Source organism: Acinetobacter sp. YH12236, from assembly GCF_013417645.1.
Taxonomy (GTDB): Bacteria; Pseudomonadota; Gammaproteobacteria; order Pseudomonadales; family Moraxellaceae; genus Acinetobacter.
In genome coordinates, this window is the sequence record NZ_VPDM01000001.1 from 189,527 (window position 1) to 216,127 (window position 26,601).

The window sequence follows — 26,601 nt, forward strand, 5'->3', positions numbered from 1 at the left end:
TCTATTTATATAGGCTTTATAGGGGATTTCAATCAAAAATGTGTATTTTTTTAGGCTTTTCGCAAGATTTATCAATTAAAACTAATTGAGTTCGTCACTTAGGCTCATGGCTTCACTCAGGGCTTCATGCAATCGGGCTACAGCAATGACCTGTACGCCGGGAATCGGTTTTTGCGGTGCATTGGCACGCGGTAAAATAATATATTTAAAACCATGTTTGACGGCTTCTTTCAGACGTTCCTGACCATTCGGCACCGGACGAATTTCGCCAGAAAGACCAACTTCACCAAAAACAGCGAGTTGCTGAGGCAAGGCTTTAGTCCGGATACTGGATGCACAGGCTAAAAGTACAGCCAGGTCAGAACCGGTTTCGGTAATCTTTAAACCACCGACGATATTGACATAGACATCCTGTCCGGATGTTTGTACGCCACCATGACGGTGCATCACGGCCAGCAGCATATTCAGACGATTCTGCTCTAACCCCAAGGCTACACGGCGTGGCTGGCCATGGGCATCATCGACCAAAGCCTGAACTTCAACCAAAAGTGGGCGAGTCCCTTCACGGCTGATCATGACGATGGAACCTGGAATCGCTTCATCATAACGACTGAGGAAAATGGCAGATGGATTGGCGACTTCACGCAGACCTTTATCGGTCATGCCAAAGACGCCAAGTTCATTGACTGCACCGAAACGGTTTTTGACTGCGCGGATCATACGGTAACGTGAATCCGACTGGCCTTCAAAATACAGCACACAGTCCACCATATGTTCCAGTACACGCGGACCTGCTAAGGCACCTTCTTTGGTCACGTGACCAACAATAAACAGGGCAGTGCCGCTATTTTTAGCGAAACGGGTCAGTAGGGCTGCAGATTCACGAATCTGTGACACACCACCTGGTGCAGACTGCAAGGTTTCGGTATATAAAGTCTGAATCGAGTCCAAAATCGCAACAGCAGGACGTTCCTGTGCAAGCACCTCGCAAATGCGTTCCACACAGGTTTCTGCCATGACTTTCAGTTGGTTAGTTGGTAAGTCCAGACGCTGGGCGCGTAATGCCACCTGAGATAAAGATTCTTCACCTGTCACATACAGGGCAGAGCTATTGCCTGCTGCCATATGGGTTGCGGTTTGCAATAGGATAGTTGACTTACCAATCCCCGGGTCACCACCAATCAGCACCACAGAACCTGTAACGAGACCACCGCCTAAGACTCGGTCAAACTCACCAATCCCGGTTTGCAGACGGGTTTCATGTGAAACAGACACTTTATTTAAGGTAGTAATCGCTGCTGCCTGACCGGCATAACCTCCAATTTTTGGCTGAGCACGATGTGTCGTTGCAGGCGCAATACTGACTTCTACCAGACTGTTCCATTCCCCACATTCAGAACACTGACCCGCCCATTTGGGATGGTCTGCTCCACATTGTTCACAACGATACACACTTTTTGCTTTAGCCATAATTTCCGAAAATAAATATTGGGAATGGGGGCTACAGCATAGCGGTGAATGAGACTGAAAACCAAGACCTTTAGCTGAAAAAGTCAGTGATTTACGTCAACATATGACGCTTATGGATGCACCTTTCTACATGAAAGTAAAATACCTTCTATAATGAGAAAATTCATCACGGGTACAGGAAACCTGACATGCCACAACTTTTAAAACATATCGATGCGATCGCACGTGAAAAAGACCGTGATGTATTATTTGTACATTTTGAAAATTACGAACATGAAAATGCAGATGCTGAGTCCTATCATTTACGTCAGAACCTGATGGAATGGCTAGAGCAACGCCAAATTAATTTTGCACCCTGTATGGGCATAGAACAGCCTGGCGTAATTGAAAGTTATTCAGGTGATCTTTATATCGATGTGCCATTTGATGAAGCCCATCCGGTTTACCAAATGGTCAGTGAACATCTGGAAGATGCCGAAGGGGAAATGAAAATTCCGGGTGTACTGTTCTTTGTATTATCTCTAGAAACTGCTCTTGAGATTGAAGCCGATCGTGAAGAGTTCTTAAATCTAAATCAAGCTCATGATGATGAATTTTCTGGCCGTGTGAACTGATAGTTTTAGCAAACTTAAATTGATAAAAAAGCCACGATGAACGTGGCTCTTTTATTAAGGGTTTTAAATTTGATTAATACAGTTCACCTGATTTACGGCGAGCAATAAAATCTTTGGATTCTTTCACGATCACCCCAGACAGCAGTAGCAGGCCGATCAAGTTTGGAATCGCCATCAAACCGTTGAATGTGTCTGCGAACAGCCAGACCAGATCCAGTGTTGCTACACAGCCAATAAATACTGAAGCGATATAAATGATGCGATAAGGGAATACAAATTTTTCACCGAGCAGATAGGTGGCACATTTTTCGCCGTAGTAGCTCCAGCCCAAAATGGTAGAATAGGCGAAGAAGATAATACCGAAGGTCACGATCCAGCCACCGACACCTGGCAGCAGTTTGTTAAATGTAGAAACAGTCAGAACAGCACCGGTTTGTCCACCAAAATCACTGCCGGCCATGATGAAGCCCATTACCAGGACAATACCGGTAATCGAACAGACAATAATCGTGTCAATAAAGGTTCCGGTCATGGAAACCAAGCCTTGACGTGCAGGGTGATCGGTTTTTGCAGCAGCTGCGGCAATCGGTGCTGAACCCATACCAGCTTCATTTGAGAATACACCACGCGCGACACCATAACGAATCGCCGCACCAATCGCACCACCTACGGCAGCTTCACCAGTAAAAGCATAGGTGAAAATCATTTTTAGTGCAGGACCCACTAAATCGAGATGGGTGAAAATAATGATCAGACCGCCCGCTACATAACCAATCGCCATAATTGGAACGATGAAGGAAGCAGCTCTAGAAATCCACTTAATCCCGCCTAGAATCACTAGTGCAGAAAACGCAGTGATCACGATCCCTGTAACCCAAGTTTCCAGACCAAAACCATTTTCTACCGCGAGTGCAACAGTGTTGGACTGAACTGAACTACCAATTCCCAAAGATGCGACAGCACCAAAGAACGCAAAAATCAGCGCCAGCCATTTCCATTTCAGGCCACGCTCAATGTAATACATTGGACCGCCAGACATTTCACCGCGTTCATTTTTAACCCGGTATTTGACGGCCAGTACACCTTCGCCATATTTGGTTGCCATTCCGAACAGGGCAGTCATCCACATCCAGAATACGGCCCCAGGACCACCCAGCACACAGGCAGTTGCGACACCGGCAATATTACCGGTACCGATGGTAGCTGACAGTGCGGTCATGAGTGAGCCAAACTGGGAAATATCGCCTTCATGCGAAGGGTGTTTGCCAAAAACCTGTTTAAAGGCCAGTGGCAACATGCGGAACTGCCAGAACAGCAGGCGGAAGGTCAGGAATATACCGGTACCGACAATGAGGACCAGCATATATGGGCCCCAGACCCAGCCACTGACGGTTTCCATGATGCTTTGTAAATTTTGCATAAATTTCTTCTTATTTATCCGTGTCAGCTTTATTTGAGATGTTGATTGAAAAGCAATTGCTATGCCATGCGCGCTCATCCTAAACGCGAATATTGGCGGATTTGTATTCTATTTTTTACATAGTTTCAGCGCTTTGACAAGAAAAATCCTGTATTCATTGCGCCTTAAAACTAAGACTAAAGATAAATGAATATTGATATAAGAAAAATAAATTAACTTGCAAGATTAGTTGGAAAATACAAATGATGCGAATTTTCTTTTTGTATTCCGGGTTTTTTACGTTAATTTGTCGCGATTAAAACTCAAAGTTGAAATGAAATAATGTCAGAAAAATATAGTCACTCATCATCGGAAGATGGTGAGCTACAGCGTAGTTTATCCAACCGGCACCTGCAGTTAATTGCCATTGGGGGTGCGATTGGCACCGGCCTGTTTATGGGTTCAGGGAAAACCATTAGCCTGGCAGGACCATCCATTCTGGTGATTTATATGATCATCGGTTTTATGGTGTTTCTGGTCATGCGTGCATTGGGTGAATTATTGTTATCCAATCTGCAATATAAATCTTTTATTGATTTTGCCACAGATCTGATCGGGCCATGGGCAGGTTATTTTGTCGGCTGGACCTACTGGTTATGCTGGATCACGATTGGTATCGCGGATCTGTCAGCCATTATCTATTACCTGCAATTCTTTAATAACGGCCTGCCATTTACTCCGGGCGAAGGCGTGCTGATCAGTATTGCCTCTATTGTCTTCATTATGGGCTTGAACCTGGCAACCGTGAAACTGTTTGGTGAAATGGAATTCTGGTTTGCTTTGATCAAGATTATCGCCATTATTGTTTTGATTGGTGTGGGTCTGTGGATGATCTTTACTGGCTTTACTAATGATGCAGGTACGGTCGCTTCATTTGCCCATATCTGGGATCATGGCGGTTTATTCCCGACAGGAACTATGGGTTTCCTGGCTGGTTTCCAGATTGCGATTTTCGCCTTTGTAGGTGTAGAGCTGGTTGGTACTACGGCTGCTGAAACCAAAGATCCAGAGCGTAACTTGCCGAAAGCGGTGAACTCGATTCCGATCCGTATTATTATTTTCTATGTGCTGGCTCTGATCATTGTGATGTCAGTAACACCATGGGATCAGATCAATCCAAATGTTTCTCCGTTTGTGAATCTGTTCAGTCAGGCAGGTATTGCGGCGGCTGCAATCATCATGAACCTGGTAGTGCTGTCATCAGTAATGTCATCGATGAATAGTGGAGTGTTCTCAACCAGCCGTATGTTGTTCGGTTTATCTCGTGAAGAACAGGCACCGAAAGCCTTTGGTCGTTTGAATTCGCGCGCCGTTCCAGCGAATGCTTTGTATTTCTCTGCGATCTGTTTATTGCTCGGTGCAGCATTACAGTACTTCGTGCCGAATACGGTTGAAGCATTTACTTTGGCAACAACTTTGTCGACTATTCTGTTTATCTGTGTATGGCTGATCATTATCTGGAGCTACATGATCTATTACCGTACCCGTCCGGAATTGCATGCTAAATCCATATTCAAGTTGCCTGGTGGGTTGGTGACTTGCTGGATCGTGATTATTTTCTTTGTCGGCATGATTGGTGTGTTGTCGCTGGAAGATGATACCCGTCGTGCCTTGATGGTCAGCCCGGTGTGGTTCATTTTGCTGATTATTGGATATTTAGGCTTATATAAACAGAAACATAAATAATCCATATCAATAAAAACGTCAGCGATCTGCTGGCGTTTTTTTATGTCTGAATATACTCTCTAGCGTTTAGCGCTTTGGTCATACGGATGATCGCGTTATACTTCATCGAAAATACTCATATAGGTGGTCAGATGCGTCAGGTCATTTGCTACATCAGTTTAATTACAGTCGGTTTTGCCTTGGTCGGTTGTGGTCAGTCGGGAGCTTTACATCTTCCAAATGATCCAAACTACGATAAACGTGCCAAGTATTTACTCTATAAAAATACTGAATCTGCACCGCAAGTATCAGATGAACAACAGGATGCGCCGGTCAAGCAGCAATTTGAAGCGCCCGCTGAATCCGATTCAACACCATCTCCTTAAGACTTTCAGAGAAAGGATACATTCATGAGTTTCACCCGCATTAATGGGGTATTGCATGCTGAGCAATGTTCACTGCAACAGCTCGCAGAGCAATTTGGCACACCACTTTATGTTTATTCAAAAGCAACTTTTGAAAAGCATTATCTGGATATGGACCGTGCTTTTAGCTTTATCGATCATCAAATCTGTTTTGCGGTAAAGTCAAACTCTAATCTTGCGGTATTGAATGTATTGGCCAAGCAGGGTGCTGGTTTCGATATCGTGACTGGTGGTGAACTGGCTCGTGTCTTGAAAGCCGGTGGTGAGCCTTCAAAAATCGTATTCTCAGGCCTGGGTAAATCTGAAGCAGATATCAAGAAAGCACTGGAAGTCGGCATTGCCTGCTTTAATGTGGAATCTTATGCCGAGCTGGATCGTATTCAGAAAGTAGCGGCTGAACTTAAGGTTAAAGCGCCGATTTCTCTACGTGTGAATCCGGATGTTGATGCGAAAACCCATCCATATATTTCCACTGGTTTAAAAGAAAACAAATTTGGTATTCCATCAGATAGCGTATTTGATACCTATGCTTATGCAGCATCATTGCCAAATCTTGAAGTGGTCGGGATTGACTGTCATATCGGTTCGCAGTTGACTGAAACTCAGCCTTTTGTTGATGCGCTGGATCGTGTCATTGTCATGATCGACAAGCTGAAAGACATGGGCATCAACTTGAAACACATCGATATCGGTGGTGGTCTGGGTGTGACATATAAAGATGAAACACCCCCATCGGTTGAAGAATATGCCAATGCCATGCGTCCGGCTTTAGAAAAACTGGGCCTGAAAGTTTATATGGAGCCGGGTCGTAGTATCTCTGCCAATGCAGGTGTTTTACTGACCAAAGTGGATCTGCTGAAACCAACCAATCACCGTAACTTTGCCATCATTGATGCCGCGATGAATGACCTGATTCGTCCAGCTTTATATGAAGCATGGATGGATATTCAGTCTGTGACACCGCGTACAGATGTGGAAACAAAAGAATGGGATGTGGTGGGCGCGATCTGTGAAACAGGCGATTTCCTGGGCAAAGAACGCGAGCTTGCCATTAAAGAAAATGATGTACTAGCAGTTCTTGGGGCTGGTGCATATGGTTTCGTAATGAGTTCAAACTATAACAGTCGTGGCCGTGCTGCTGAAGTGATGGTGGATGGTGATCAGGCGCATCTGATTCGTGAGCGTGAAACGGTTGAATCACTTTGGGAACGTGAGCGTTTATTGCCTTAAGGAGACTGAATAATGTTGCTTGAATTTACCAAGATGCATGGCCTGGGCAATGATTTTATGGTGGTAGACCTGATTAGCCAGCGTGCTTATCTGGATACTCTCACTATTCAGCGCTTGGCAAATCGTAACTTTGGTGTGGGTTTTGACCAGCTCTTGATTGTTGAACCGCCTGATATTCCAAGTGCAGATTTTAAATACCGTATTTTTAATGCGGATGGTTCTGAAGTTGAGCAGTGCGGTAATGGTGTGCGCTGTTTTGCCCGTTTCGTGCATGAACGTCAATTAACGACTAAAACCAAAATCAAGGTACAGACCAAAGCTGGAATCGTGGAACCTGAACTTGGTGCCAATGGCTGGGTACGAGTGAATATGGGTTATCCAAAATTCCTACCTCAGGAAATTCCATTCGTGGCTGAAGAACCGGAAAATCTGTATGACATCGATCTGGCGGGTGGTGAGAAACTGACGATTGATGTGGTGAATATGGGTAATCCACATGCAGTGACGATTGTTCCGGATGTGTTGACTGCTGATGTGGCTAAAATTGGTCCACAGGTGGAATCTCATGTGCGTTTCCCGGCACGCGTTAATGCTGGATTTATGCAGATCATTGATGAAAAGCATGCCCGTTTACGTGTTTATGAGCGTGGTGTAGGCGAAACACTGGCTTGTGGTACAGGTGCCTGTGCTGCAGCAGTGTCTGGTATGCGCCGTGGTTTGTTATCTAGCAAGGTCGAAATTGAACTTGCGGGTGGTAAATTGCAGATTGAATGGAAAGAAGGTGATGTAGTCTGGATGACGGGCCCAACCGCCAATGTTTATGAAGGTCGACTGGACTTGCGCTACTTCCAGGGTTAATCCCACATTTATTTCTCTAAAAAGCACCGCACATAGTACGGTGCTTTTTTTATGATAGGATGAATTCCATATTTAATTGATATCACAACAGCTCTATGAATCAGCTTGTGTTTTTACCGGGTGCATCAGGCAGCCAAGGCTTTTGGCAGCCGTTGTTGGCTCATTTAAAAACAGATCAATCTACAAAAATATTGACATATCCGGGCTTCGATGGGGTAGAACCAAATTCAACTATTCAAAATCTTCATGATCTGCAGGAACTCATCACAGAGCAGATTGAGGATGATTCGATTCTGGTTGCCCAGTCCATGGGGGGAGTTCTTGCAGTTGGAATTGCACTACATCATCCACAGAAAGTCAAAGGACTGGTTTTATTGGCAACTTCTGGTGGTGTGGATCTATCACAGTTCGGTTGTGCTGACTGGCGGATAGATTATCGCGAGCAGTTTAAAGATGTTCCTGATTGGTTTTTACAAGATCAAACCGTATTTAGCCTGAAACAGTTAAGCAATCTTGAGATTCCTGTTCTACTGATCTGGGGTGACCAAGACGCTTTAAGTACCGTTCAGGTGGGGCAATGCTTAAAGCAAAATTTGAAACATGCAAACCTGCATGTAATTCAAAGCGGAGATCATTTCTTTGCGGCGACTCATCCAGTACAGACCGCAGAACTGATTGAAGCTTGGCTGGAGTCAATTGAATGGAGCAAGTAAAGCTTTCTGCAAAAGACTTGCTCGGAATCTGGCTCAAAGAACGTGAGATCCAGAACCAGTCTAAACATACCTTGCAGGCCTATGAACGTGATGTGGCTGATTTTCTGGAGTTCTGCGCAGTACAACAACTAGCGCTTAATGATGTGGAAGCCACGGATTTACGCCAATTTCTGGCTGAAAAAGTCGAGCAGCACGGATTAAGTTCGAGTAGCTTGCAGCGGATGCTCTCTTCGATTCGCCAGTTCATGAAATGGGCAGAGCAGGCGCAGTATCTGGCATTTAATCCGGCTGATGATTTTCAGTTGAAACGTCAGTCACGTCCTTTGCCGGGTATGGTCGATATTGAAACTGTGAACCAGATTCTGGACCAGCCGGCTCCAGAAACCGAAGCGCAGCAGCAAATGTGGTTGAGAGACAAGGCGATTCTGGAATTACTCTATTCCAGTGGTTTACGTTTGGCAGAAATTCAGAGCTTAAGAATCAAGGATGTTGATTTTAATCGTCAGCTCTTGCGTATTACTGGTAAAGGCAATAAAACCCGGGTAGTGCCTTTTGGTTCAAAAGCCAAAGACAGTCTGATGGAATGGCTAAAAATTTATCCGCTCTGGAATGGTGATTTTGTACCTGACGCGAATGTATTTATCACCCAAAAAGGCAATCCGCTCGGTGCACGGCAAATTGAAAACCGGGTCAAGTTTCAGGCGCAGCGTGCAGGGGTTAATGTTGACCTGCATCCGCATTTATTGCGGCATTGTTTTGCCAGTCATATGCTGTCGAATAGCGGTGATCTTCGTGCCGTTCAGGAAATGTTGGGGCATAGCAATTTGAGTACTACACAAATTTATACTCATATTGATTTTGATCGACTTGCGCAAATTTACGATCAGGCGCATCCGCGGGCACAGCATAAAGAATAGGAAAAATTTAAAGTTTTCTTCCGCTTGTCGGATGATTAGGATTCATGGCATAAAACTTTCATGTATCATGCTCAAAATATGACCTGAACAGACTGTTAGAAAGATATTTCACTATTGTCTTATTTTTCAAATGGCTGTTTTCGGATATAAGTATAAATAGTAATCAATTTTTAAAAGAAAATCAGCGATCTCGATACTGGAATTTTTATGGACACAGCAATTATCCCGGATATACAACAAAAGCATGCGCAGTTAAGCCCAGCCCAAAAAGATATGTTTGCGGGTTATGGTTTACGCCAGATTAAACATTTTGTTGAGATTAGCTTGCCCACTATTGAAGCCGTTCTCCCTGAAGGAGCAATCGTGCAAGGGATTAATGCAGAAGGAAAAATGCAGGCTTATAATCCTGAAACAGGCCAGTATTATCTATGGATTTCTGATCTGCAATGGCAGACCACGCAGCGAGCCAGTAAAGCTGTTGACCTAAAAGAAGATGCGCTCGAAATTTGGAATATTTTCGATCTGAAGTCTTATGAACTGATTGAACTGAGTCATGTGCATCGTGACTTTCTGCAAGTTTAATGAACATGAAGGATGACTAAGGTCATCCTTTTTTATTGCTAAAATATTTTATAAGTCATCCAAGGGTAACTGAAAACTTTGCTTGATAATCTGGCTGGGTAAATCTGTTTTGACACTGGTAATGCCATTTTTCTTGGTCAAATGTGTGGACTGGAATTTACGGTAACTTTCCAGATCAGGCACCACAACTTTTAACATCGCATCACATTCACCCAGAATGATATAGCACTCCATCACCTGAGGCAGCTCTTTCATCGCCTCGATAAAAGTATCAATGGTTTCTGCATCCTGACCGACCAGCCAGATCCGTGAAAACAGAATCAGTTGAAAACCGATTTTCTGTGAATCCACGATGGTGGTGTAATTTTGGATCACGCCCGCATCTTCAAGCAATTTCACCCGACGCAGACAGGAAGAAGGGGATAGTCCAATTTCACGTGCCAGATCGTTGTTCTGAATACGACCATTGGCTTGCAGGTGCTGAATGATACTTTTATCAATACGATCAAGTTTTACTCGCACAGACTTGGAAGATGTTCTCATAAATTAGAATATAATTCGAAAAATAATACTTATTATAAAATAAATTGAAAGCCTATTTTGTAAAAATTCGCAGATACTAATTTCACTTTCCGAAGATTCAAAGGAAAAAGGAAATGTCTGTATTTGCACTTTTTGCACTGACCGTGCTCCCCCTGATTTTTACACCTGGACCAGATATGCTGTTTATCCTGTCTCAAGTGATGGGTAAAGATGCAAAAGCAGGCATGATGGCAACTATCGGGATTTGTTCAGGTTATCTGGTACATTCCATTTTGGTAGCAATAGGAATCGCAGCGATTATCGTGTCTTTTCCGGTATTGTTTGAAGCGATTCGCTGGCTGGGTATTGCTTATTTGCTCTATCTGGCTTGTAGCCTGTTGAAATCAGTATTTAGTAAAAACTCAATGAAAATTGAGAAAAAGACCACTGCTAATCCAGTGAAAAAAGGCTTCTTTACGGCCTTACTCAATCCTAAAGGCATGCTGATCTATTTTGCGATCTTGCCGCAGTTTATCGATAAAAGCGGAAATACTGTAAGCCAAGGCTTAATTCTCTCTTTTATTTTTATCGGCATGATTTTCATTGTTTATTGTGCTCTCAGCATTCTGTTCAGCAGAATTACCCGCAATACACAAATTGATGAGCGTAAACAGAAATGGGTTGATGGCACCTCAGGCGGTTTACTTGCCCTTGCTGCAAGCTGGTTAATTATTAATTAAGCAATGGCGTATTTTAAAAAAGCATACTGCTCCCAGTATGCTTTTTTTATATTTATAGATTGATGACAACCCGATTTTTAGACCTGCCAACAAAATAAAGCGGAGTAAATTGAGCAGATATGCAGAATAAATGATGAACAATTCTCTATTATGTCCAAACTGACCAAAGCGGTCATTTTTAAATATAAGTCATTTTCCACAAATTTTAGGACGGATTTGTGCATTTAATAAGCAAAAATCAAAAGTTCTGATGTGTTTCATCAAATAAAAACATAATAAAAATCAAAGGTTAAATTTTATTAAATATTGATAAAATTCATTGTAATAAATCGATACGGATTAATTGTGAACGCATCGTTCAAGGAAAATTACGCATTTTTACAGCTCTTTGCTGAATTGTGACTTGACCGAAATGCCGTGCACATTGCAAGATAGGGCACCTAAAAAAATTTAAGTGAAGAGTTATTATAACTTTTCTCAACATTTACATTTGCTAAAACAGCCGAGGATTACATGAAGGCTCTTGTTGCTGTAAAACGTGTGGTTGATGCCAACGTTAAGGTTCGCGTTAAGCCGGACAACAGTGGTGTTGACTTAACAAACGTTAAAATGTCAATTAACCCATTCTGTGAAATCGCGGTGGAAGAAGCGGTTCGTTTAAAAGAAAAAGGAACTGTTTCAGAAATCGTTGTTGTTTCTATTGGTCCTAAAGAAGCTCAAGAACAAATCCGTTCTGCAATGGCGCTTGGTGCTGACCGCGGTATTCTGGTTGAAGCTGATGACAGCCAGCTAGGTGCGCTAGAAGTTGCTAAAATTCTAAAAGGCGTTGTTGAAGCTGAACAACCTCAATTGATCCTTCTTGGTAAACAAGCAATTGATGACGACTCTAACCAGGTTGGTCAGATGCTTGGTGCACTTTTAGGTGCAGGTCAAGGTACATTCGCTTCAGAAGTTAAAGTTGAAGGCGACAAAGTACAAGTGACTCGTGAAATCGACGGTGGTCTACAAACTGTTGAATTATCACTTCCAGCGATCGTAACTACTGACTTGCGTTTGAATGAGCCACGTTATGCAGCTCTTCCAAACATCATGAAAGCGCGTAAAAAACCGCTTGATACCAAGTCACCTGCAGATTTCGGTGTAACTACTACAACTAAACTGAAAACAGTAAAAGTTGAATCTCCTGCAGAGCGTAAAGCTGGCGTACAAGTGAAGTCTGTAGACGAACTTGTAGAAAAATTGAAAAACGAAGCGAAAGTGATCTAATACAGAAGGATAAAAATCATGAGTATTTTAGTAATCGCTGAGCACGACAACAAAGCACTTAACGCTGCTACTTTAAACGTTGTTGCTGCGGCGCAAAAAATCGGTGGTGATATCACTGTATTGGTTGCTGGTTCTGGCGCTCAAGCAGTTGCTGATCAGGCAGCTAAAGTTGCGGGCGTAAGCAAAGTTTTACTTGCTGACGACGCTGCTTATGCAAACCAATTGGCTGAAAATGTAGCGAAACTGGTTGCAGAATTAGGTAAAGGCTATAGCCATATCCTTGCTGCTTCTACTACTACTGGCAAAAACATTCTGCCACGCGCTGCTGCACTTCTTGATGTCAGCATGATCACAGACATCATCGCTGTTGATTCTGCAAATACATTCAAGCGTCCGATCTATGCAGGTAACGCGATTGCAACTGTTGAATCTTCTGAATCAGTAATCGTTGCAACTGTTCGTGGTACTGCATTTGATGCGGTTGCTGCTGAAGGTGGTTCTGCTGCGGTTGAAGCTGCTGCTTCTACTGGTGATGCTGGTATTTCTAAGTTCATTAATGAAGAAATCGTTAAATCTGAACGTCCTGAATTGACAGCTGCTCGTATCGTCGTTTCTGGTGGTCGTGGTGTAGGTTCTGGTGAGAACTACCACAAAATCCTTGATCCACTAGCTGACAAACTTGGCGCTGCTCAAGGTGCTTCACGTGCTGCAGTTGATGCTGGTTTCGTTCCTAACGATATGCAGGTTGGTCAAACTGGTAAGATCGTTGCACCTGACCTGTACATCGCTGTAGGTATCTCTGGTGCGATCCAGCACTTGGCAGGTATGAAAGAATCTAAAGTGATTGTTGCGATCAACAAAGATGAAGAAGCTCCAATTAATGCAGTAGCAGACTACTGGTTAGTAGGTGACCTGAACACTGTAATTCCTGAATTGGTTTCTAAAATCTAATTTCTGAATCAGTTTCAAAAAAACGCTCCTTTAGGAGCGTTTTTCTTTTTTTAAATCTAAATAATTAATCTAACTAACAAGTCGTCCATTTCTGACTCGAAATTTTGGTTATTGTATATTTTGTGTTAATATTAAACTTTTATTAAGCTTGCCATTTGGCGGAGTGTCCGTGAAATTTGATTTTCAGTTACCAGTCAGTATTTTGGTAATGATGATCTGCTGTTTGATTTTCCCTTTTCTCCCGAGCCTGCACCTTCCTTTGTTAGGCGGTATGACGGTTACAGCAGTTGAGTCAATTCAAGCATTAATGTTGTTTGGTTTTGCCGTATTTAGTTTTTTCTATATCCGTCCATTTGAATTAAGTAAAGGTCAAAAACAATTTTGGCTCTGGTCAGTTGCATAGTGGATTATGCTGTTTGGTAGAAGTACCAGCTGGGGACGTGACTATTTCCCGGAAGTGCCAAAAATCTATTTCCGTGGTATTTCGGTTCTTGTGATTGCACCCGTGGTGTTTATGCTGTTTTTAGCACCTTTGCGTCAAGAAATTGCTTATAAGTTTAAGCATGTATCACTTCCAATTTGGGCACTCATATTAGCTTTCATTGGCTTGCTGATGTCTGATGGCATTGAACATAATCGGTTTTTTATTCATTTTATTTTTACAGATTTTATCTATAAAGATTTGATGGAAGAACTATACGAATTTCCGCTTATTATCGGCTTATTCCTGGTCGCTTATCCATTAATGAAGCAAGATTGTGCTGTGACAAAATCAACTAGTCAGGTCATAGCTGAAGATGATTTGTCCGATATAGATTCTAAACTTCATATTTAAGTGACTTGCTTTTTTAAAGAAAAAAATGAACCTCTGCAAGCAGAGGTTTTTTAATATCAAAATATTGTGAAGTGATTAAAATTTCTACTAAAAATCCTGTGGATAGTTGGGGCTGAAACAGGTAAATTTAGCCTAGATTATGCTATACTGTACGACTAAATTTTAATATTGGTTCAGCTTTTTTTTGAGCCGATTTATAGCTGGATTTACGACATATAAATGCAAGCCAAATCTGGCTTGTAGAATAAGGAGTATGCATGAGCGTATCGGAAATTAGACCGATTGCCATTGAGGATGAACTCAAGCACTCGTATTTAGACTATGCAATGAGCGTGATTGTGTCACGTGCCTTGCCGGATGTACGAGATGGTCTAAAACCTGTTCATCGTCGTGTGCTTTTCGCAATGCACGAATTGGGCAATGACTACAACAAAGCTTACAAGAAGTCTGCCCGTGTTGTAGGTGATGTCATCGGTAAATATCACCCACATGGTGATTTTGCTGTTTATGAAACCATTGTCCGTATGGCTCAGGACTTTAGTCTGCGCTACCAACTGGTTGATGGTCAAGGGAACTTTGGTTCAATCGACGGCGATAGCGCTGCGGCAATGCGTTATACCGAAGTTCGTATGCGTAAGCTGACCCATGAGTTATTGGCTGATCTGGAAAAAGATACAGTTGACTGGGAAGATAACTACGACGGTTCTGAGCGTATTCCGCAAGTCATGCCAACTCGTATTCCGAACCTGTTGGTGAATGGTGCGGCTGGTATTGCAGTCGGTATGGCGACCAATATGGCGCCACACAACATGACTGAAGTAGTGAATGCGTGTCTGGCTTATGCAGATAATCCAAATATCAGCATCGAAGGTTTGATGGAATACATTTCCGGTCCAGATTTCCCAACGGGCGGTATTATTTACGGTAAATCAGGTATCGTGGATGCCTATCGTACTGGTAAAGGCCGTTTGCATATTCGTGGTAAATATCACTTTGAAGAAGATGCCAAATCTGGCCGTACTACGATTGTCTTCACAGAAATTCCTTATCAGGTCAACAAAGCGAAAACGATTGAACGTATCGCCGAGCTGGTCAAAGAGAAAAAACTTGAAGGCATTTCTGAACTTCGTGATGAATCGGACAAGGAAGGGATGCGTATTGCGATTGACCTGAAGCGTGGTGAAAATGCTGAAGTCATCGTCAATAACCTGTTCCAGAATACACAGTTAGAAAATTCTTTCAGCATTAACATGGTTTGCTTGGACAATGGCCAGCCGAAATTGATGAATCTGAAAGACATCATCGCTGCGTTTATTCGTCACCGTCAAGAAGTCGTGACACGTCGTACTATGTACGAACTGCGCAAAGCACGTGAACGTGGTCATATTTTAGAAGGTTTAACCGTTGCTCTGGCAAATATTGATGCCATCATCGAAACCATCAAAACTTCTGCCAACCCGGCTGAAGCGCGTGAGCGTTTGCAAGCAGGTGAGTGGGCAGCAGGCGGTGTAGCAGCCTTGCTCGAAAAAGCGGGTGCTGTTTCTGTACGTCCTGATGAAATTGAAGGCGAAGATCCAAACCGCCCGTTTGGTATTGATGGCGATGTGTATCGTTTATCTCCGACTCAAGTTAACGCGATCATGGAACTACGTCTCCATCGCTTAACTGGTCTTGAGCAGGATAAACTTCAAGCTGAATATTCTGAAATCTTAGGTCAAATTGCTGAATACACAGCCATCTTAAATGACTTCAACTTATTGATGAACGTGATTAAAGAAGAGCTGGCATTGATTCTTCAGCAATATGGCGATGCGCGTAAAACAGATATCGTTGAGTCTCGTATCGACTTCTCTCGTGAAGACCTGATTCCTGAAGAACAAATGGTTCTTACGGTTTCAAAAACTGGTTATGCGAAAACTCAACCATTATCTGACTATGCTGCGCAACGTCGTGGCGGTCGTGGTAAGTCTGCAACCAGCATGAAAGAAGACGATTACATCCAGCACATGGTTGTAACATCGAACCATGCTACGGTACTTTGCTTCACCAATGTCGGTAAGGTTTATCGCCTGAAAGTTTATGAGGTGCCACAAGCTTCGCGTGGTGCCAAAGGTCGCCCAATGGTGAACTTGTTGCCGCTGGATGACAACGAAACCATTACTGCTATCTTGCCAGTGATTGATGCACCGAAGAAATTCAAAGAACGTCTGGCTGACTTCAAGGCATTTGTGAAGACCAATGCTGCCCAGCTGCAAACCAATGAAGTGATCAATAGTCACTTTGCGGCACTAGAAGCTGCTCTTGCTGAATCTGAAGATGGTGCAGATGATATTTCTGATGCACTGCGTGTTCAATTGAAAGAGCTTGGTTTAGCACTTTCAACCACTGATCTTGATGCTGACATCATCAATGACTTTGCACAGCAAGCCGAAGCTGTTCGTAAGAACTTCTATGTGTTTATGGCGACTGAGTACGGTACGATTAAACGTGTAGAACTGGAACAGTTCTCAAATGTTCGTTCAAACGGTTTACGTGCGATTGAACTGAATGGCGATGACACCTTAATTGGTGTTGCGATTACTGACGGTGAACAACAAATTATGTTGTTCTCGAACGAAGGTAAAGCAATTCGTTTCGCAGAGACTGACGTACGTTCAATGGGTCGTTCAGCCAAAGGTGTACGCGGTATGCGCGTGACCATCGGTGCTTCTCAGGTTGAAGATGCAGAAGATGCAGATGTTGAATCTGATGATGAAGATACAACTGAAGCTAACTTCATTAGTCGTATCGTATCTCTAGTGGTTGTACCTGAAACCGGTGAAGTGCTGTGTGCTTCTGCAAATGGTTATGGTAAACGTACCCCGGTAGATGACTTCCCAACCAAGAAACGTGGCGGTAAGGGTGTGATTGCAATCAAGACCTCAGAACGTAACGGTGAGCTGGTCGGTGCAGTTGCGATTGACGCATCTAAAGAACTGATGCTGATTTCTGATGGCGGTACACTGGTTCGTACCCGTGCTTCTGAAGTGGCACAGACTGGTCGTAATGCACAAGGTGTTCGTCTGATCCGTCTGGCTGAAGACGAAAAACTGGTGGGTGTAGAAGCGATTGAAGCAGTTGAAGATGAGTTGGAAATATTGGAAGATATTGAAAATACTGAATCTGCAGCTGATGATGTAACTGATACACAAGAAGCTGAAAAAGATGATGACAATACAGTAGAGGAATAAGTTCTGCTACTGATGAAAAAGGGCGCTTCGGCGTCCTTTTTTACACATCGGCTAAATGAGAGATAGATAATGAAAACCAGATTGATGCTTTTGACCGCAGCTATTGCACTTAGTGGCTGTAATAATGCAATGGATAGTATGCCTGATCCAAGCCCTGAACAGGAAAAGGCTGCGCAAGTAGCTTATGAAGATCTGCGTGATGGAAAATATGACGAGTTTTTAGCTCAGCTTGAACCGAAGTTACAGGCAGAGTTTCAAAATAATGAAAAAATCATGAAGCGTTTTTCACGTTCAATTCCGCAAGGTGAATATAAGTCCAAGACTATCATGAGAAAGAACTTCGAGGAAAATAACGGTAAACCGAGTGAATACAAGGTCAGCTATGAAATTGTCTATCCAAAAAATCTGGTTCAGTATGATGTGAGTTTTGACCAGCCGAATGGCAGTACTAAAATCCGCAACTTTAATATTCAGGTATTTGGTGAATAATTTTCAATGCGAATAGCCTGAGTAAATCCAGATTTAAGAACGTGGGCGTAGCCGATAATAGCCTAAGACCATACAGATGATGCCGATCACCAATAGATAAGCAAGCTTTCCTAGAATCATATAAGTGGGCACACCCATCTGATTGAGTTGAATAAACATCTGCACGATTTGGGTCGAAGGTAAGGCTTGCCCAATAAGTTGGACCCAGACTGGCATGGCAGCATGCGGCCAGGCGACTCCTGAAAGCATAAAGAGCGGAATCGAAGTAAAAACAATGATATGGCCGGCGCGTTCTGGCATGTCCAGAAAACTGGCGAACAGCACTGTGATACCGATCATGCAGAATACAAAGACAGGTACAGCAAGCAGCATGCCCCAGAAATTTCCACCACGGGGATAATCAAAATACCAGAAAGTAAAACCAAACAGGTAATAACAGCCCAGACAGCCAATGGTCAGAATCGCCAAACTGATGCCACTTAAGGTGGTCAGATTAATCACCTGTCTACTTTCTCGATACAACGCAATTAACATACTCAGGCCTAGAAAAATAGTCTGATGAATAATCAATGGCGCAACAGCCGGAAACACATAGCTGCCATAGCCAGAAAGCGTATTAAATAATGGAATCTGGTGAATGGATAGGGCAGGAGAGAAGTGTGAAATCTCGCTAAAGCGTTCAGCATATTCACTTAAGGTATTTTCTACTGAAGAGACCAAGCCTAAACCAATCTGTTTGGTAATTAAAAAGTTAGCAGCACTTAAGTACAGTCCAATCCCGCCATTTTCACCATGCAGGATAGATTGAGAAAGATTATCTGGTAATAATAAAATCCCGTCAGCTTTTTGAGTTTCCACCCAATATTTAGCTTCAGCAAAATTTCCAGTCACCGCCTTAATCTCTATATTCGGGCTTTGGCTGACATGACTGATAATAGTATTGGTTAAAGCACTTTGCTCTTCATCGACAATAATAATCGGCAAGGCTTCTGCCTGTTCTGCCTTATATGCGGTCGGATAAAAAAAACTGTAAAACAGAACCGATAAAATCAGCGTGGTAAAAATACTGGTATTGCTAATAATGTCTTTAAAAGTTTGGCAATAAGCTTTCCAGAGTGATTTCATGGTGACACTCCTTTGGCTGTTTTTTTGAGAAAGACATAGGCCAGCACAGCATAAAGCACGACATAAATGACGAGCACGAACATCGGTTGCAGTGAAAGAGAGAGCGGACTGCCAATCACCCATTGCTCCGTCTGTAATTTGGCATAGGGTGTATAGGGAATAATATTGGCCCAGAACTGGGTGAATAGTGGGGCATTATTAAGGGGCAAAGTCACCCCAGCAAAACTGAGCGATGAACCACCATAAACTGCTAGTAGACCAAAAGATTTGGTCAGGTCTTGAGTGGCCAGAACCACCGCACTACTGATAAAGGCATAGGCACTATAGAACAGTATTTGCGCCAGAAGAATTGGCCATAATGACCCGGCAATAAACCAGCCGCGAATTTCGACCAGCCAAAACATCCAAGCCCAGGTCCAGCAACAAAATATTGCTACATAAACCAGATTTTTAGACAGCAGTGCCGACCACAAGTTTTGTTGGGCAATCCAATGACTAACAGTATGTCGTTTAATTTCCTGACCCACAGCAAAAGCCACACAGCAACATAACAGCAAGTGCAAAATTGCCGGCACCATGTAAGGTTCCAGATAAAATTCATAATTCAGCTGCGGATTATACAGTGGGGAAATTTTAATATTCGGTGTAGGTGCTTCCAGATAGGGGAGCGTGTTGCCCAGATACTGCTTGCCGGTAAATTCAGCCAGAGCCTGCAAGGTGCTAAGTAGCATAGCCGAAGAAATGGTATTCCCGATACTAAAATAACTCTGATTAAAAGCAATACTAATTTCAGCATCCTGAGCTTTGACCAGTCGTTGCTCGGCTCCGGCAGGAATATGAATATAGCCCCAGATTTTATTTTCGTTTAATAGCTTTTCGATTTCGACCGTTTGATCAGAAATGGTATGCACTTGTAGGGTATGATTCAAAGATAAATGATCATAAATCTTGCTGCTCAGGCTACTTTGATCCTGATCAATAATGGCGACTGGTAGATGATCCGGTTTGCCTTTGGCAAACATGCTGCCAAGTAAAATCAGAATACAGGCTGGGGCGAGCAGAACCAGAGTCAGATCACATTTCTCTCTGCATAAATAGCGTATTTCACGCTGAATACCCGCCCAGAATCCAGAAGCCATTTATTTTGGCTCTTTCAATTTAAACAGCACGCTCATGCCGACTTTTAACTCAGGCATTTCAGTGACTGGCACAAGATGAACTTTAAAACTGCGGACATCATAACCACCGGTTTGGCGCGTGGTTTTAATGGTGGCAAATTCACCTTCAGCACTAATATTTTTTACTTTAAAAGTAGCTGATTGATTCAGTGCCGGAATAAACCCTTCAAGCTGTTGCTGTTTACCTAAAGCGGCATATTGGTCTTCACGAATATTCAGGCTAATCCAGCGTTCTGCCGAGATCAGGCTGACCACTGGCACTGCGGTTGCCACCAGCTCAGTGGCATTTCCATAGGTTTTGGAGACGGTACCATCAATCGGTGCCAATAATTCAGTTTCTGCTTCTAGTGCATTGGCTTCGGCGACTGCTGCACGGGCTATATCGACCTGAGCATCTGCAGAACTTTTCTGTTCTGGTGTACTGCCGCGTTTAGCCCGGGCATATTGCTGATAAGCAGCTTCGGTCATTTGGGATGCAGATTGTGAAGCTGCAAACAGTTCATCTCGGCGCTGGCGGGAAATGACACCCTCCTTAAACAGGTTAGCTCCACGTTGATAGGAAGTTTTAGCGAGTTGCTCCTGTGCTTTTAGTGACTGCCAGTTGGCATACAGAGAAGCGATATTTTCTTCCTGAGAACCACGTTCTGCGGTGGACTGAAGTGCTAATGCAGACTGTAAAGTAGCTAAGGCCTGCTGCTTTTTCGCCTCAATTTCAGGACTATGCAATTTTACCAGCGCCTGGCCTTTCTTGACGTTATCGCCTTCCTGTACATAAATCTTTTCAATCCGGCTTGGAACTTTGGTGGCCACTTGAACGGTTTCTGCCTCAACCCGGCCTTGTAGCTCGATTTCTTTGGGTTGATAGGTTTTCCATAGGCCAAACCCAATCAAAGCAAGAATCACTGGAATTAAAGCTAAAAGCAGATATTTTTTGCGCGATTTTTTTTCTGTGCTTTCAGGATTATCTGGCTCTGATTCACTGTAATTGATTTCTGAAGCCGTTTCATCAACAGGATGTTCTGGCTTTTGCTCATCTGTCATGTCTGGCTCCATTAACGAATATAGTGGGTATTGGCATGTTGCATGTAATTTGGAAATTCAACAATTGAGCCATGACTCTGTAATAAGGTCGCGAGAGATATTACATATTTATAAGCGTTTAATGCCATTTCTGCCTTTAAACTGCTGAGCATGTTTTGGGCATCGATGACCTGAGTGGCTGTCCCGACATCTTCCTTAAAGGATAACTCCTGAATACGCAGATTTTCCTGAGCTGCTTTCAGATTCTGCTGAAGTAGAGCATCACTTTGCTGGGCGCTGACTGCTTCACTAAATGATTTATAAATCAGGTTTTCAATCTCCTGTTGGGTACGCGCCGTCATGAGTTCAGCGGCATAGCGTTTCAGCTCAGCAGCCTGAATATTTTTATTTTTATCAATGCCTGAGAACAGGTTATAGCGTGCAGCTACACCCACAATCCAGTTTTGATGTTGATCCAGGCTATATTCACCAAACGCAAAAACATTTGGCTTTTTAGCGGCCTGCTGGGCTTTGACATTGGCTTTGGCCAGCTCGGTATCCATCTGCATTTTTTTGATCAGAGGAGAGTTCTGACTAAAACTGCTGAGCAGAATATTCACATTTTGGGGTTCAGCACGATTCACAAATAAAGGTGTGCTTAGCTCGGTGATATTGCTATCCAGCAACAGATTATTTAGCTGAAATAGGGCAGCATTCAGATTGGCTTGGGCATTTTGTTGTGCGCGTTCAGCATTGTTGCGTGCCACTTCGAACTGCATGCGTTGACCTTTACTGATAAAACCCTGCTGTTCCAGCTTCAGAGCATTACGATAATGTTGTTGCATGGCATTTGAATTAAAGAGTGCTGCATCCAGTAACTGTTTTTGTAGTTGAACATTAAAGTAAGACTGAATCAGTTCAAAACGCTGCGTGTCCTGTTGCTGCTGATTGCTAAGTTCGCTACGTCCTGACTGAATATTGGCAATTTCTTTGGCGCTACGGGTGAGGCCTCCGGTATATAGTGGCATCATCACGGAAACAGTGGGACGAATCACCTGATCTTCAAGGACGACATTAGACGTATCCGGAATCAGACCAACTCCGCTATGAATAGTATTGTTAAGTCCTTCACGCAGTGGATCAGTAATACCTGCAGGTAGATCCACACCATTACTGGCTTCCCACTCATTAAGCCGGCCATTCACGCCTTGAGAGAGTGAATTTTCCAGATTATTTTTAAACTGCTTTAATGGAATATCGACTTCACTATGAAAGGCATAGGCACGAACATTCAGGTCAACACGAGGTAGGCCAATACCTTTGACAGCTTCTGCTTCAAGTTTTGACGCTTGCTCCAGACTTTGAAAAGCCTGGCTACTATAGGAACGTTGCAACAATTGTTGTTCTGCATCCTTAAAGCTGATGCTTTGTGCATAAGCAAAACTGCCATACATCATAGATGCAAGCACAGTCAGACCCCAGCAGACACATTGTTTATTTTTCTTCATATTCATAAAGTGGTAATGTAAAAGTCACATTAATTCAGTCTAAGCTGCATTATAAATCAAGTGCTTGCAGTGCAGGAATGGGTTAAGTTGTAGTATTGTTGTAATTTGAAACAATTCACTTCTCAAGTTTCAAGCTGATAGTTCTATGTCACTCTAAAACTTGAGCCGAGTTTAAATTCATTTTTCAATTATTTTATATTAGCGGCCGATTCAACATCTTCTAAGCATTGGATGAGATTGAATATTTTTAGCTGTACAATTTCTCATAAATGAAATCACCGAGTTAGAACAAAAAAATCAAAGATATTCAAATTATCCCTCGAATCTAGATTGGTTTTTTGACTCTATCTTCATTCTTGGATAGAAATAATTTTGTGCAAGCGGCGTCCAGATATGGTTAAATGCCATCATTTTATTGTGTTTCACTCTGAAAGGAAAAATCATGCGCGCGTACAACTTCTGTGCTGGTCCTGCTGCATTACCTACTGCCGTACTTGAAAAGGCTCAAGCTGAAATGCTTGACTGGCAGGGCAAAGGTCTTTCGATCATGGAAATGAGCCACCGTAGTGCAGACTATGTTGCAGTTGCGGAAAAGGCAGAAGCAGACCTTCGCAAACTCATGAATATTCCTGAGAACTATAAAGTACTGTTCTTGCAGGGTGGTGCATCTTTGCAATTCTCGGCAATTCCATTGAACTTGCTGGGTAAAAACAACAAAGCTGACTATATCCGTACCGGTATCTGGTCTGAAAAAGCATTGAAAGAAGCTAAACGCTATGGCGATATCAATGTGGTTGAAGCAGGCATTAAAACTGAAGATGGTAAATTAGCGATTGCTGATCAAAGCACATGGAATCTTTCTGATGATGCCGCTTATGTGCATTATGCAGATAACGAAACTATTGGCGGTCTGCAATTTGCCCATGTGCCAGAAACTGATAAGCCACTCGTATGTGATTTCTCTTCAAGCATTCTGTCTGCACCGATTGATGTTTCTAAATTCGGTCTGATCTATGCCGGTGCGCAAAAGAATATTGGCCCTGCAGGTTTAACACTGGTTATTATCCGTGAAGATCTGCTTGATCAGGCTAAACCTGAAATTCCAAGCATCCTGAAATATGCAGATCAAGCGAAAAATGGTTCGATGGTCAACACACCATCAACTTATGCATGGTATCTATCTGGTCTGGTATTTGAATGGTTACTGGAACAGGGCGGTGTAGACGCGATTCATAAAGTGAACCTGCAAAAAGCTGAATTGCTTTATGGCTATATCGATTCTAGCGACTTCTATGCAAATCCGATTGCCAAAGAAAACCGTTCAATCATGAACGTTCCATTTACCTTGGCAAATCCTGAACTTGAAAAACAGTTCCTGCAAGAAGCAAAAGAAAACCATTTGCTTAACCTTGCCGGCCACCGTTCAGTAGGCGGTATGCGTGCCAGCATTTACAATGCCGTACCGTTAGAAGGTGTACAGGCATTGGTAAACTTCATGGATGACTTTGCTAAACGCAATGCTTAATTCCTGAGAATTAAAAAACCCGGCAATTGGCCGGGTTTTTTTATCATTTAATTCGGGTTAAAAAACAAAGTTATGTAAGATATAGCCGCAAATGAGCATACCCAATACGAAAAATAGGCATGACATCATATCAAGCTGATAACGCGAGCCAAGATGATGCTCAACCTGCTGTAAATTTTCTTCTTGAACGATTTTCATAGATATTTATTATCCGATCTATTTATCGTAAATGATTATTTGTTGATCGTATTTTTACCATAAAAAATTGATTAAATAAAGTACATTCTTAACTAAACTTCATAAAGTATTAATTTTATTTAAATAACTGGCCTCAATATATTCATAAAAATAGAACTATTATATTAAGTCATTATTTTTATAATGTTTTAATATGATTATTCAGTTTAAGATAACATTGAAAATGAATTTATTTGAATTTAAATCTGTGGATAAATCTATTTTTAATAAATTCAAAATCCATTAATTCTGATTTCAATTGTGGATAAAAAATAATCAGAATTGAGAGAATATCGCACTAAAATAAATAAAAAACAGGAGACTCATATAAAAATATGAGCCTCCGATCTGGATATTCAGCTTAAGCTGCTTTTCGATAGATATTGGCCTGAATCCACAGATTGCCCCGAATATATTGACCAATCTGGAAATCTTTATGCTTGTCATTGCGGGTGGCTACACGGATCAAGGTAGCCGGCTGGCCTTCATCATGAATCAGGGTAACATCATAGAGCATGTAGTCCTGATCCATAAATTGCATTGAAGTTTTACCGACAATATTGCCCTGGAACCAGGCTTCATCTTCCTGACCCATGGTCTCACCATAGAGATAAGCGACCATTTTGGAGAAATCAACCGTTACCGGTTCTTTGTCTTCTTCAGATTTCGGCTCCCAAGCATCGATCTGTTCCTGTAAATTATCCGGTGCAACACCATTATTTTCCGCAAGAATTGCATTCAGGGCACGGTGATGTTTGATAGAGGCAGGATCATCCACGACTAAATGTTCATGGTCAGTCACCACTTCCAGTTCATAAGCCCAAGCATTTAAGTTGACGATATAAGACTGGTCTTTTTCATAATGCGACCGGTTGACGCTGTACAGCGTATCAAAGGCATAGATGATATTGTTGGCACCCAGATTGAGACGCAACACAGCTTGGGTGTCGGATTTACAAGAAATAATCCGGTCAATCGTGGCTTTCACCTGGTAGGGACTGTCAAAACCCGGAAATGCGGTTTTCACAGCCTGTGGCTTGTTATTTTCTACGGCAATCACTTGGCTTAATTGTACCGCAGCTTTGCTCGGTCCCTGAATCAGCCAGGTGGTTTCATCCATATCGCATTCTTGTGTACACAAGCCCATCGGCATTACAGGTGCGTCAAGGGCTTTGCCTAACCACTGGGGAACATCTGTGCCTGGGTTTTCAGTAAGCAAGGTCCAATGTTCGACATGACTACCGAAATTTTGATCATCAATAGTGATGATCTCTGGGCTATTCTGTTTTTTCATATGCACAATTGATCTTGGATGACTTATTTATAGTTAATCGAGGGTCATTACGATTTTTCAAGTCACTCGAATGAATTTAAAAATTAAAATGCAAATCATGTGAAGTCAAATATTTTTCTAGTTGTGAGTGGCTGACTCATTTAATACGGTTGAGTTGAGTATTTAAATACCAGGATATTCAGAGAAAGAGCAGTTTTAGGCATCAACCTGCATCCTCTGATTTGCTACACTAGTCCAAATTTCTCCCTTATGGAAAGCTGTGTGTTGCCATTCAAACTTTGGGTCGATGCAGATGCATTACCTCGTATTCTGAAAGATGTGATTATCCGTGCCTCCGATCGTTATCAGCTTGAAGTCACTTTTGTGGCTAATCAGCCGGTAGGGATTACACCGTCGATTCGTATCAATTCTATTCAGGTGATGAGCGGGGCAGATGCAGCAGATCAGGAAATTGTTGATCGTATGAAAGAGCATGACATTGTGGTGACGCAGGATATTCCTTTGGCTGCTCAAGTCATCGAGAAGGGCGGTATCGCGATTCACCCGCGTGGCGAAATCTATACAGTGGCTAACGTCAAAGCACGTCTACATTTACGTGATTTTATGGATACCTTGCGGGGGGCTGGTGTACAAACCGGTGGCCCACCGCCGATTTCTGAACGTGATAAACGTGAATTTTCCAGCTCTCTAGATCAAACCATTCAAAAACAGAAACGTAAAACTGCGATTAAATAAAAAACGAGATCAA

Annotated in this window: 23 protein-coding genes and 1 pseudogene; 16 read left to right on the plus strand and 8 right to left on the minus strand. The window is 42.6% G+C overall.

Annotated elements, in window-relative coordinates; all coding sequences use genetic code 11:
• Positions 1-81 precede the first annotated feature (81 nt).
• Positions 82-1,470 (minus strand): DNA repair protein RadA, encoded by a 1,389-nt coding sequence (radA, locus tag FTV14_RS00945; RefSeq protein WP_180053137.1) that lies wholly within the window; start codon positions 1,468-1,470, stop codon positions 82-84.
• Between the two features lie 188 nt (positions 1,471-1,658).
• Between radA and FTV14_RS00950 the strand changes: the two genes are divergently transcribed.
• Positions 1,659-2,084, plus strand: coding sequence for a hypothetical protein (locus FTV14_RS00950; RefSeq protein ID WP_180053138.1), 426 nt, complete (start codon positions 1,659-1,661; stop codon positions 2,082-2,084).
• A 73-nt stretch (positions 2,085-2,157) separates the two neighbouring features.
• Here FTV14_RS00950 and FTV14_RS00955 read toward each other — a convergent pair whose 3' ends face one another.
• Complete coding sequence (locus FTV14_RS00955; protein WP_180052286.1) at positions 2,158-3,504, minus strand: sodium:alanine symporter family protein; 1,347 nt, start codon at positions 3,502-3,504, stop codon at positions 2,158-2,160.
• Positions 3,505-3,825: 321 nt separating this feature from the next.
• Between FTV14_RS00955 and FTV14_RS00960 the strand changes: the two genes are divergently transcribed.
• The 7 genes from FTV14_RS00960 to FTV14_RS00990 all read left to right on the plus strand — a co-directional run bounded on the left by FTV14_RS00960 (position 3,826) and on the right by FTV14_RS00990 (position 9,933).
• A complete protein-coding gene (locus FTV14_RS00960; protein ID WP_159124419.1) occupies positions 3,826-5,229 on the plus strand; it encodes an amino acid permease in 1,404 nt (467 codons plus the stop codon).
• Positions 5,230-5,360: 131 nt separating this feature from the next.
• A complete protein-coding gene (locus FTV14_RS00965; protein WP_005236736.1) occupies positions 5,361-5,594 on the plus strand; it encodes a lipoprotein in 234 nt (77 codons plus the stop codon).
• 24 nt (positions 5,595-5,618) lie between these two features.
• The gene (gene lysA, locus FTV14_RS00970) at positions 5,619-6,863 is read left to right on the plus strand and encodes a diaminopimelate decarboxylase (protein ID WP_159124420.1); all 1,245 of its coding nucleotides are present in this window, start codon (positions 5,619-5,621) and stop codon (positions 6,861-6,863) included.
• Positions 6,864-6,875: 12 nt separating this feature from the next.
• Entirely contained in the window at positions 6,876-7,721 is an 846-nt protein-coding gene (dapF, locus tag FTV14_RS00975; protein ID WP_004784684.1) for a diaminopimelate epimerase, read from the plus strand.
• 95 nt (positions 7,722-7,816) lie between these two features.
• A complete protein-coding gene (locus tag FTV14_RS00980; RefSeq protein ID WP_179992658.1) occupies positions 7,817-8,434 on the plus strand; it encodes an alpha/beta fold hydrolase in 618 nt (205 codons plus the stop codon).
• A 26-nt stretch (positions 8,435-8,460) separates the two neighbouring features.
• Positions 8,461-9,351: a site-specific tyrosine recombinase/integron integrase gene (gene xerA / locus FTV14_RS00985; RefSeq protein ID WP_171069894.1), complete on the plus strand. Its 891-nt coding sequence runs from the start codon at positions 8,461-8,463 to the stop codon at positions 9,349-9,351.
• 207 nt (positions 9,352-9,558) lie between these two features.
• A complete protein-coding gene (locus tag FTV14_RS00990; RefSeq protein ID WP_159124423.1) occupies positions 9,559-9,933 on the plus strand; it encodes a hypothetical protein in 375 nt (124 codons plus the stop codon).
• Positions 9,934-9,981: 48 nt separating this feature from the next.
• On the opposite strand, the gene FTV14_RS00995 is transcribed toward FTV14_RS00990, so the two are convergent.
• Positions 9,982-10,476 (minus strand): Lrp/AsnC family transcriptional regulator, encoded by a 495-nt coding sequence (locus FTV14_RS00995; RefSeq protein ID WP_180052285.1) that lies wholly within the window; start codon positions 10,474-10,476, stop codon positions 9,982-9,984.
• Positions 10,477-10,589: 113 nt separating this feature from the next.
• Between FTV14_RS00995 and FTV14_RS01000 the strand changes: the two genes are divergently transcribed.
• From FTV14_RS01000 to FTV14_RS01025, 6 genes and pseudogenes are all read left to right on the plus strand, one after another.
• Positions 10,590-11,195 (plus strand): LysE family translocator, encoded by a 606-nt coding sequence (locus FTV14_RS01000; RefSeq protein ID WP_180016992.1) that lies wholly within the window; start codon positions 10,590-10,592, stop codon positions 11,193-11,195.
• A gap of 513 nt (positions 11,196-11,708) precedes the next feature.
• A complete protein-coding gene (locus FTV14_RS01005; RefSeq protein WP_159124425.1) occupies positions 11,709-12,461 on the plus strand; it encodes an electron transfer flavoprotein subunit beta/FixA family protein in 753 nt (250 codons plus the stop codon).
• Positions 12,462-12,479: 18 nt separating this feature from the next.
• The gene (locus tag FTV14_RS01010; protein WP_125278450.1) at positions 12,480-13,412 is read left to right on the plus strand and encodes an electron transfer flavoprotein subunit alpha/FixB family protein; all 933 of its coding nucleotides are present in this window, start codon (positions 12,480-12,482) and stop codon (positions 13,410-13,412) included.
• A gap of 169 nt (positions 13,413-13,581) precedes the next feature.
• Positions 13,582-14,247, plus strand: a pseudogene (locus FTV14_RS16170) (hypothetical protein).
• Between the two features lie 257 nt (positions 14,248-14,504).
• Positions 14,505-17,477, plus strand: coding sequence for a DNA gyrase subunit A (gene gyrA, locus FTV14_RS01020; protein WP_179992661.1), 2,973 nt, complete (start codon positions 14,505-14,507; stop codon positions 17,475-17,477).
• Between the two features lie 69 nt (positions 17,478-17,546).
• Positions 17,547-17,966: a DUF3887 domain-containing protein gene (locus FTV14_RS01025; protein ID WP_125278447.1), complete on the plus strand. Its 420-nt coding sequence runs from the start codon at positions 17,547-17,549 to the stop codon at positions 17,964-17,966.
• A gap of 33 nt (positions 17,967-17,999) precedes the next feature.
• On the opposite strand, the gene FTV14_RS01030 is transcribed toward FTV14_RS01025, so the two are convergent.
• The 4 genes from FTV14_RS01030 to FTV14_RS01045 are packed head-to-tail and all read right to left on the minus strand — an operon-like array spanning position 18,000 to position 22,803.
• Positions 18,000-19,091, minus strand: coding sequence for an ABC transporter permease (locus FTV14_RS01030; protein ID WP_179992662.1), 1,092 nt, complete (start codon positions 19,089-19,091; stop codon positions 18,000-18,002).
• On the minus strand, positions 19,088-20,230 hold the full coding sequence (locus FTV14_RS01035; RefSeq protein WP_125278445.1) for an ABC transporter permease: 1,143 nt from the start codon (positions 20,228-20,230) through the stop codon (positions 19,088-19,090). Before FTV14_RS01035 ends, FTV14_RS01030 begins: the two co-directional genes overlap by 4 nt.
• Entirely contained in the window at positions 20,231-21,310 is a 1,080-nt protein-coding gene (locus tag FTV14_RS01040; RefSeq protein WP_179992663.1) for an HlyD family secretion protein, read from the minus strand. It lies immediately after the preceding gene.
• Between the two features lie 11 nt (positions 21,311-21,321).
• On the minus strand, positions 21,322-22,803 hold the full coding sequence (locus FTV14_RS01045) for a TolC family protein (RefSeq protein WP_180010668.1): 1,482 nt from the start codon (positions 22,801-22,803) through the stop codon (positions 21,322-21,324).
• 436 nt (positions 22,804-23,239) lie between these two features.
• Here FTV14_RS01045 and serC point away from each other — a divergent pair, with 436 nt between their 5' ends.
• Entirely contained in the window at positions 23,240-24,322 is a 1,083-nt protein-coding gene (gene serC / locus FTV14_RS01050; protein WP_166137710.1) for a 3-phosphoserine/phosphohydroxythreonine transaminase, read from the plus strand.
• A gap of 598 nt (positions 24,323-24,920) precedes the next feature.
• On the opposite strand, the gene FTV14_RS01055 is transcribed toward serC, so the two are convergent.
• Positions 24,921-25,853: a hypothetical protein gene (locus FTV14_RS01055; protein ID WP_159124053.1), complete on the minus strand. Its 933-nt coding sequence runs from the start codon at positions 25,851-25,853 to the stop codon at positions 24,921-24,923.
• 249 nt (positions 25,854-26,102) lie between these two features.
• On the opposite strand from FTV14_RS01055, the gene FTV14_RS01060 reads away from it, so the two are divergent.
• Entirely contained in the window at positions 26,103-26,588 is a 486-nt protein-coding gene (locus tag FTV14_RS01060) for a YaiI/YqxD family protein (RefSeq protein ID WP_159124052.1), read from the plus strand.
• Positions 26,589-26,601: the final 13 nt, after the last annotated feature.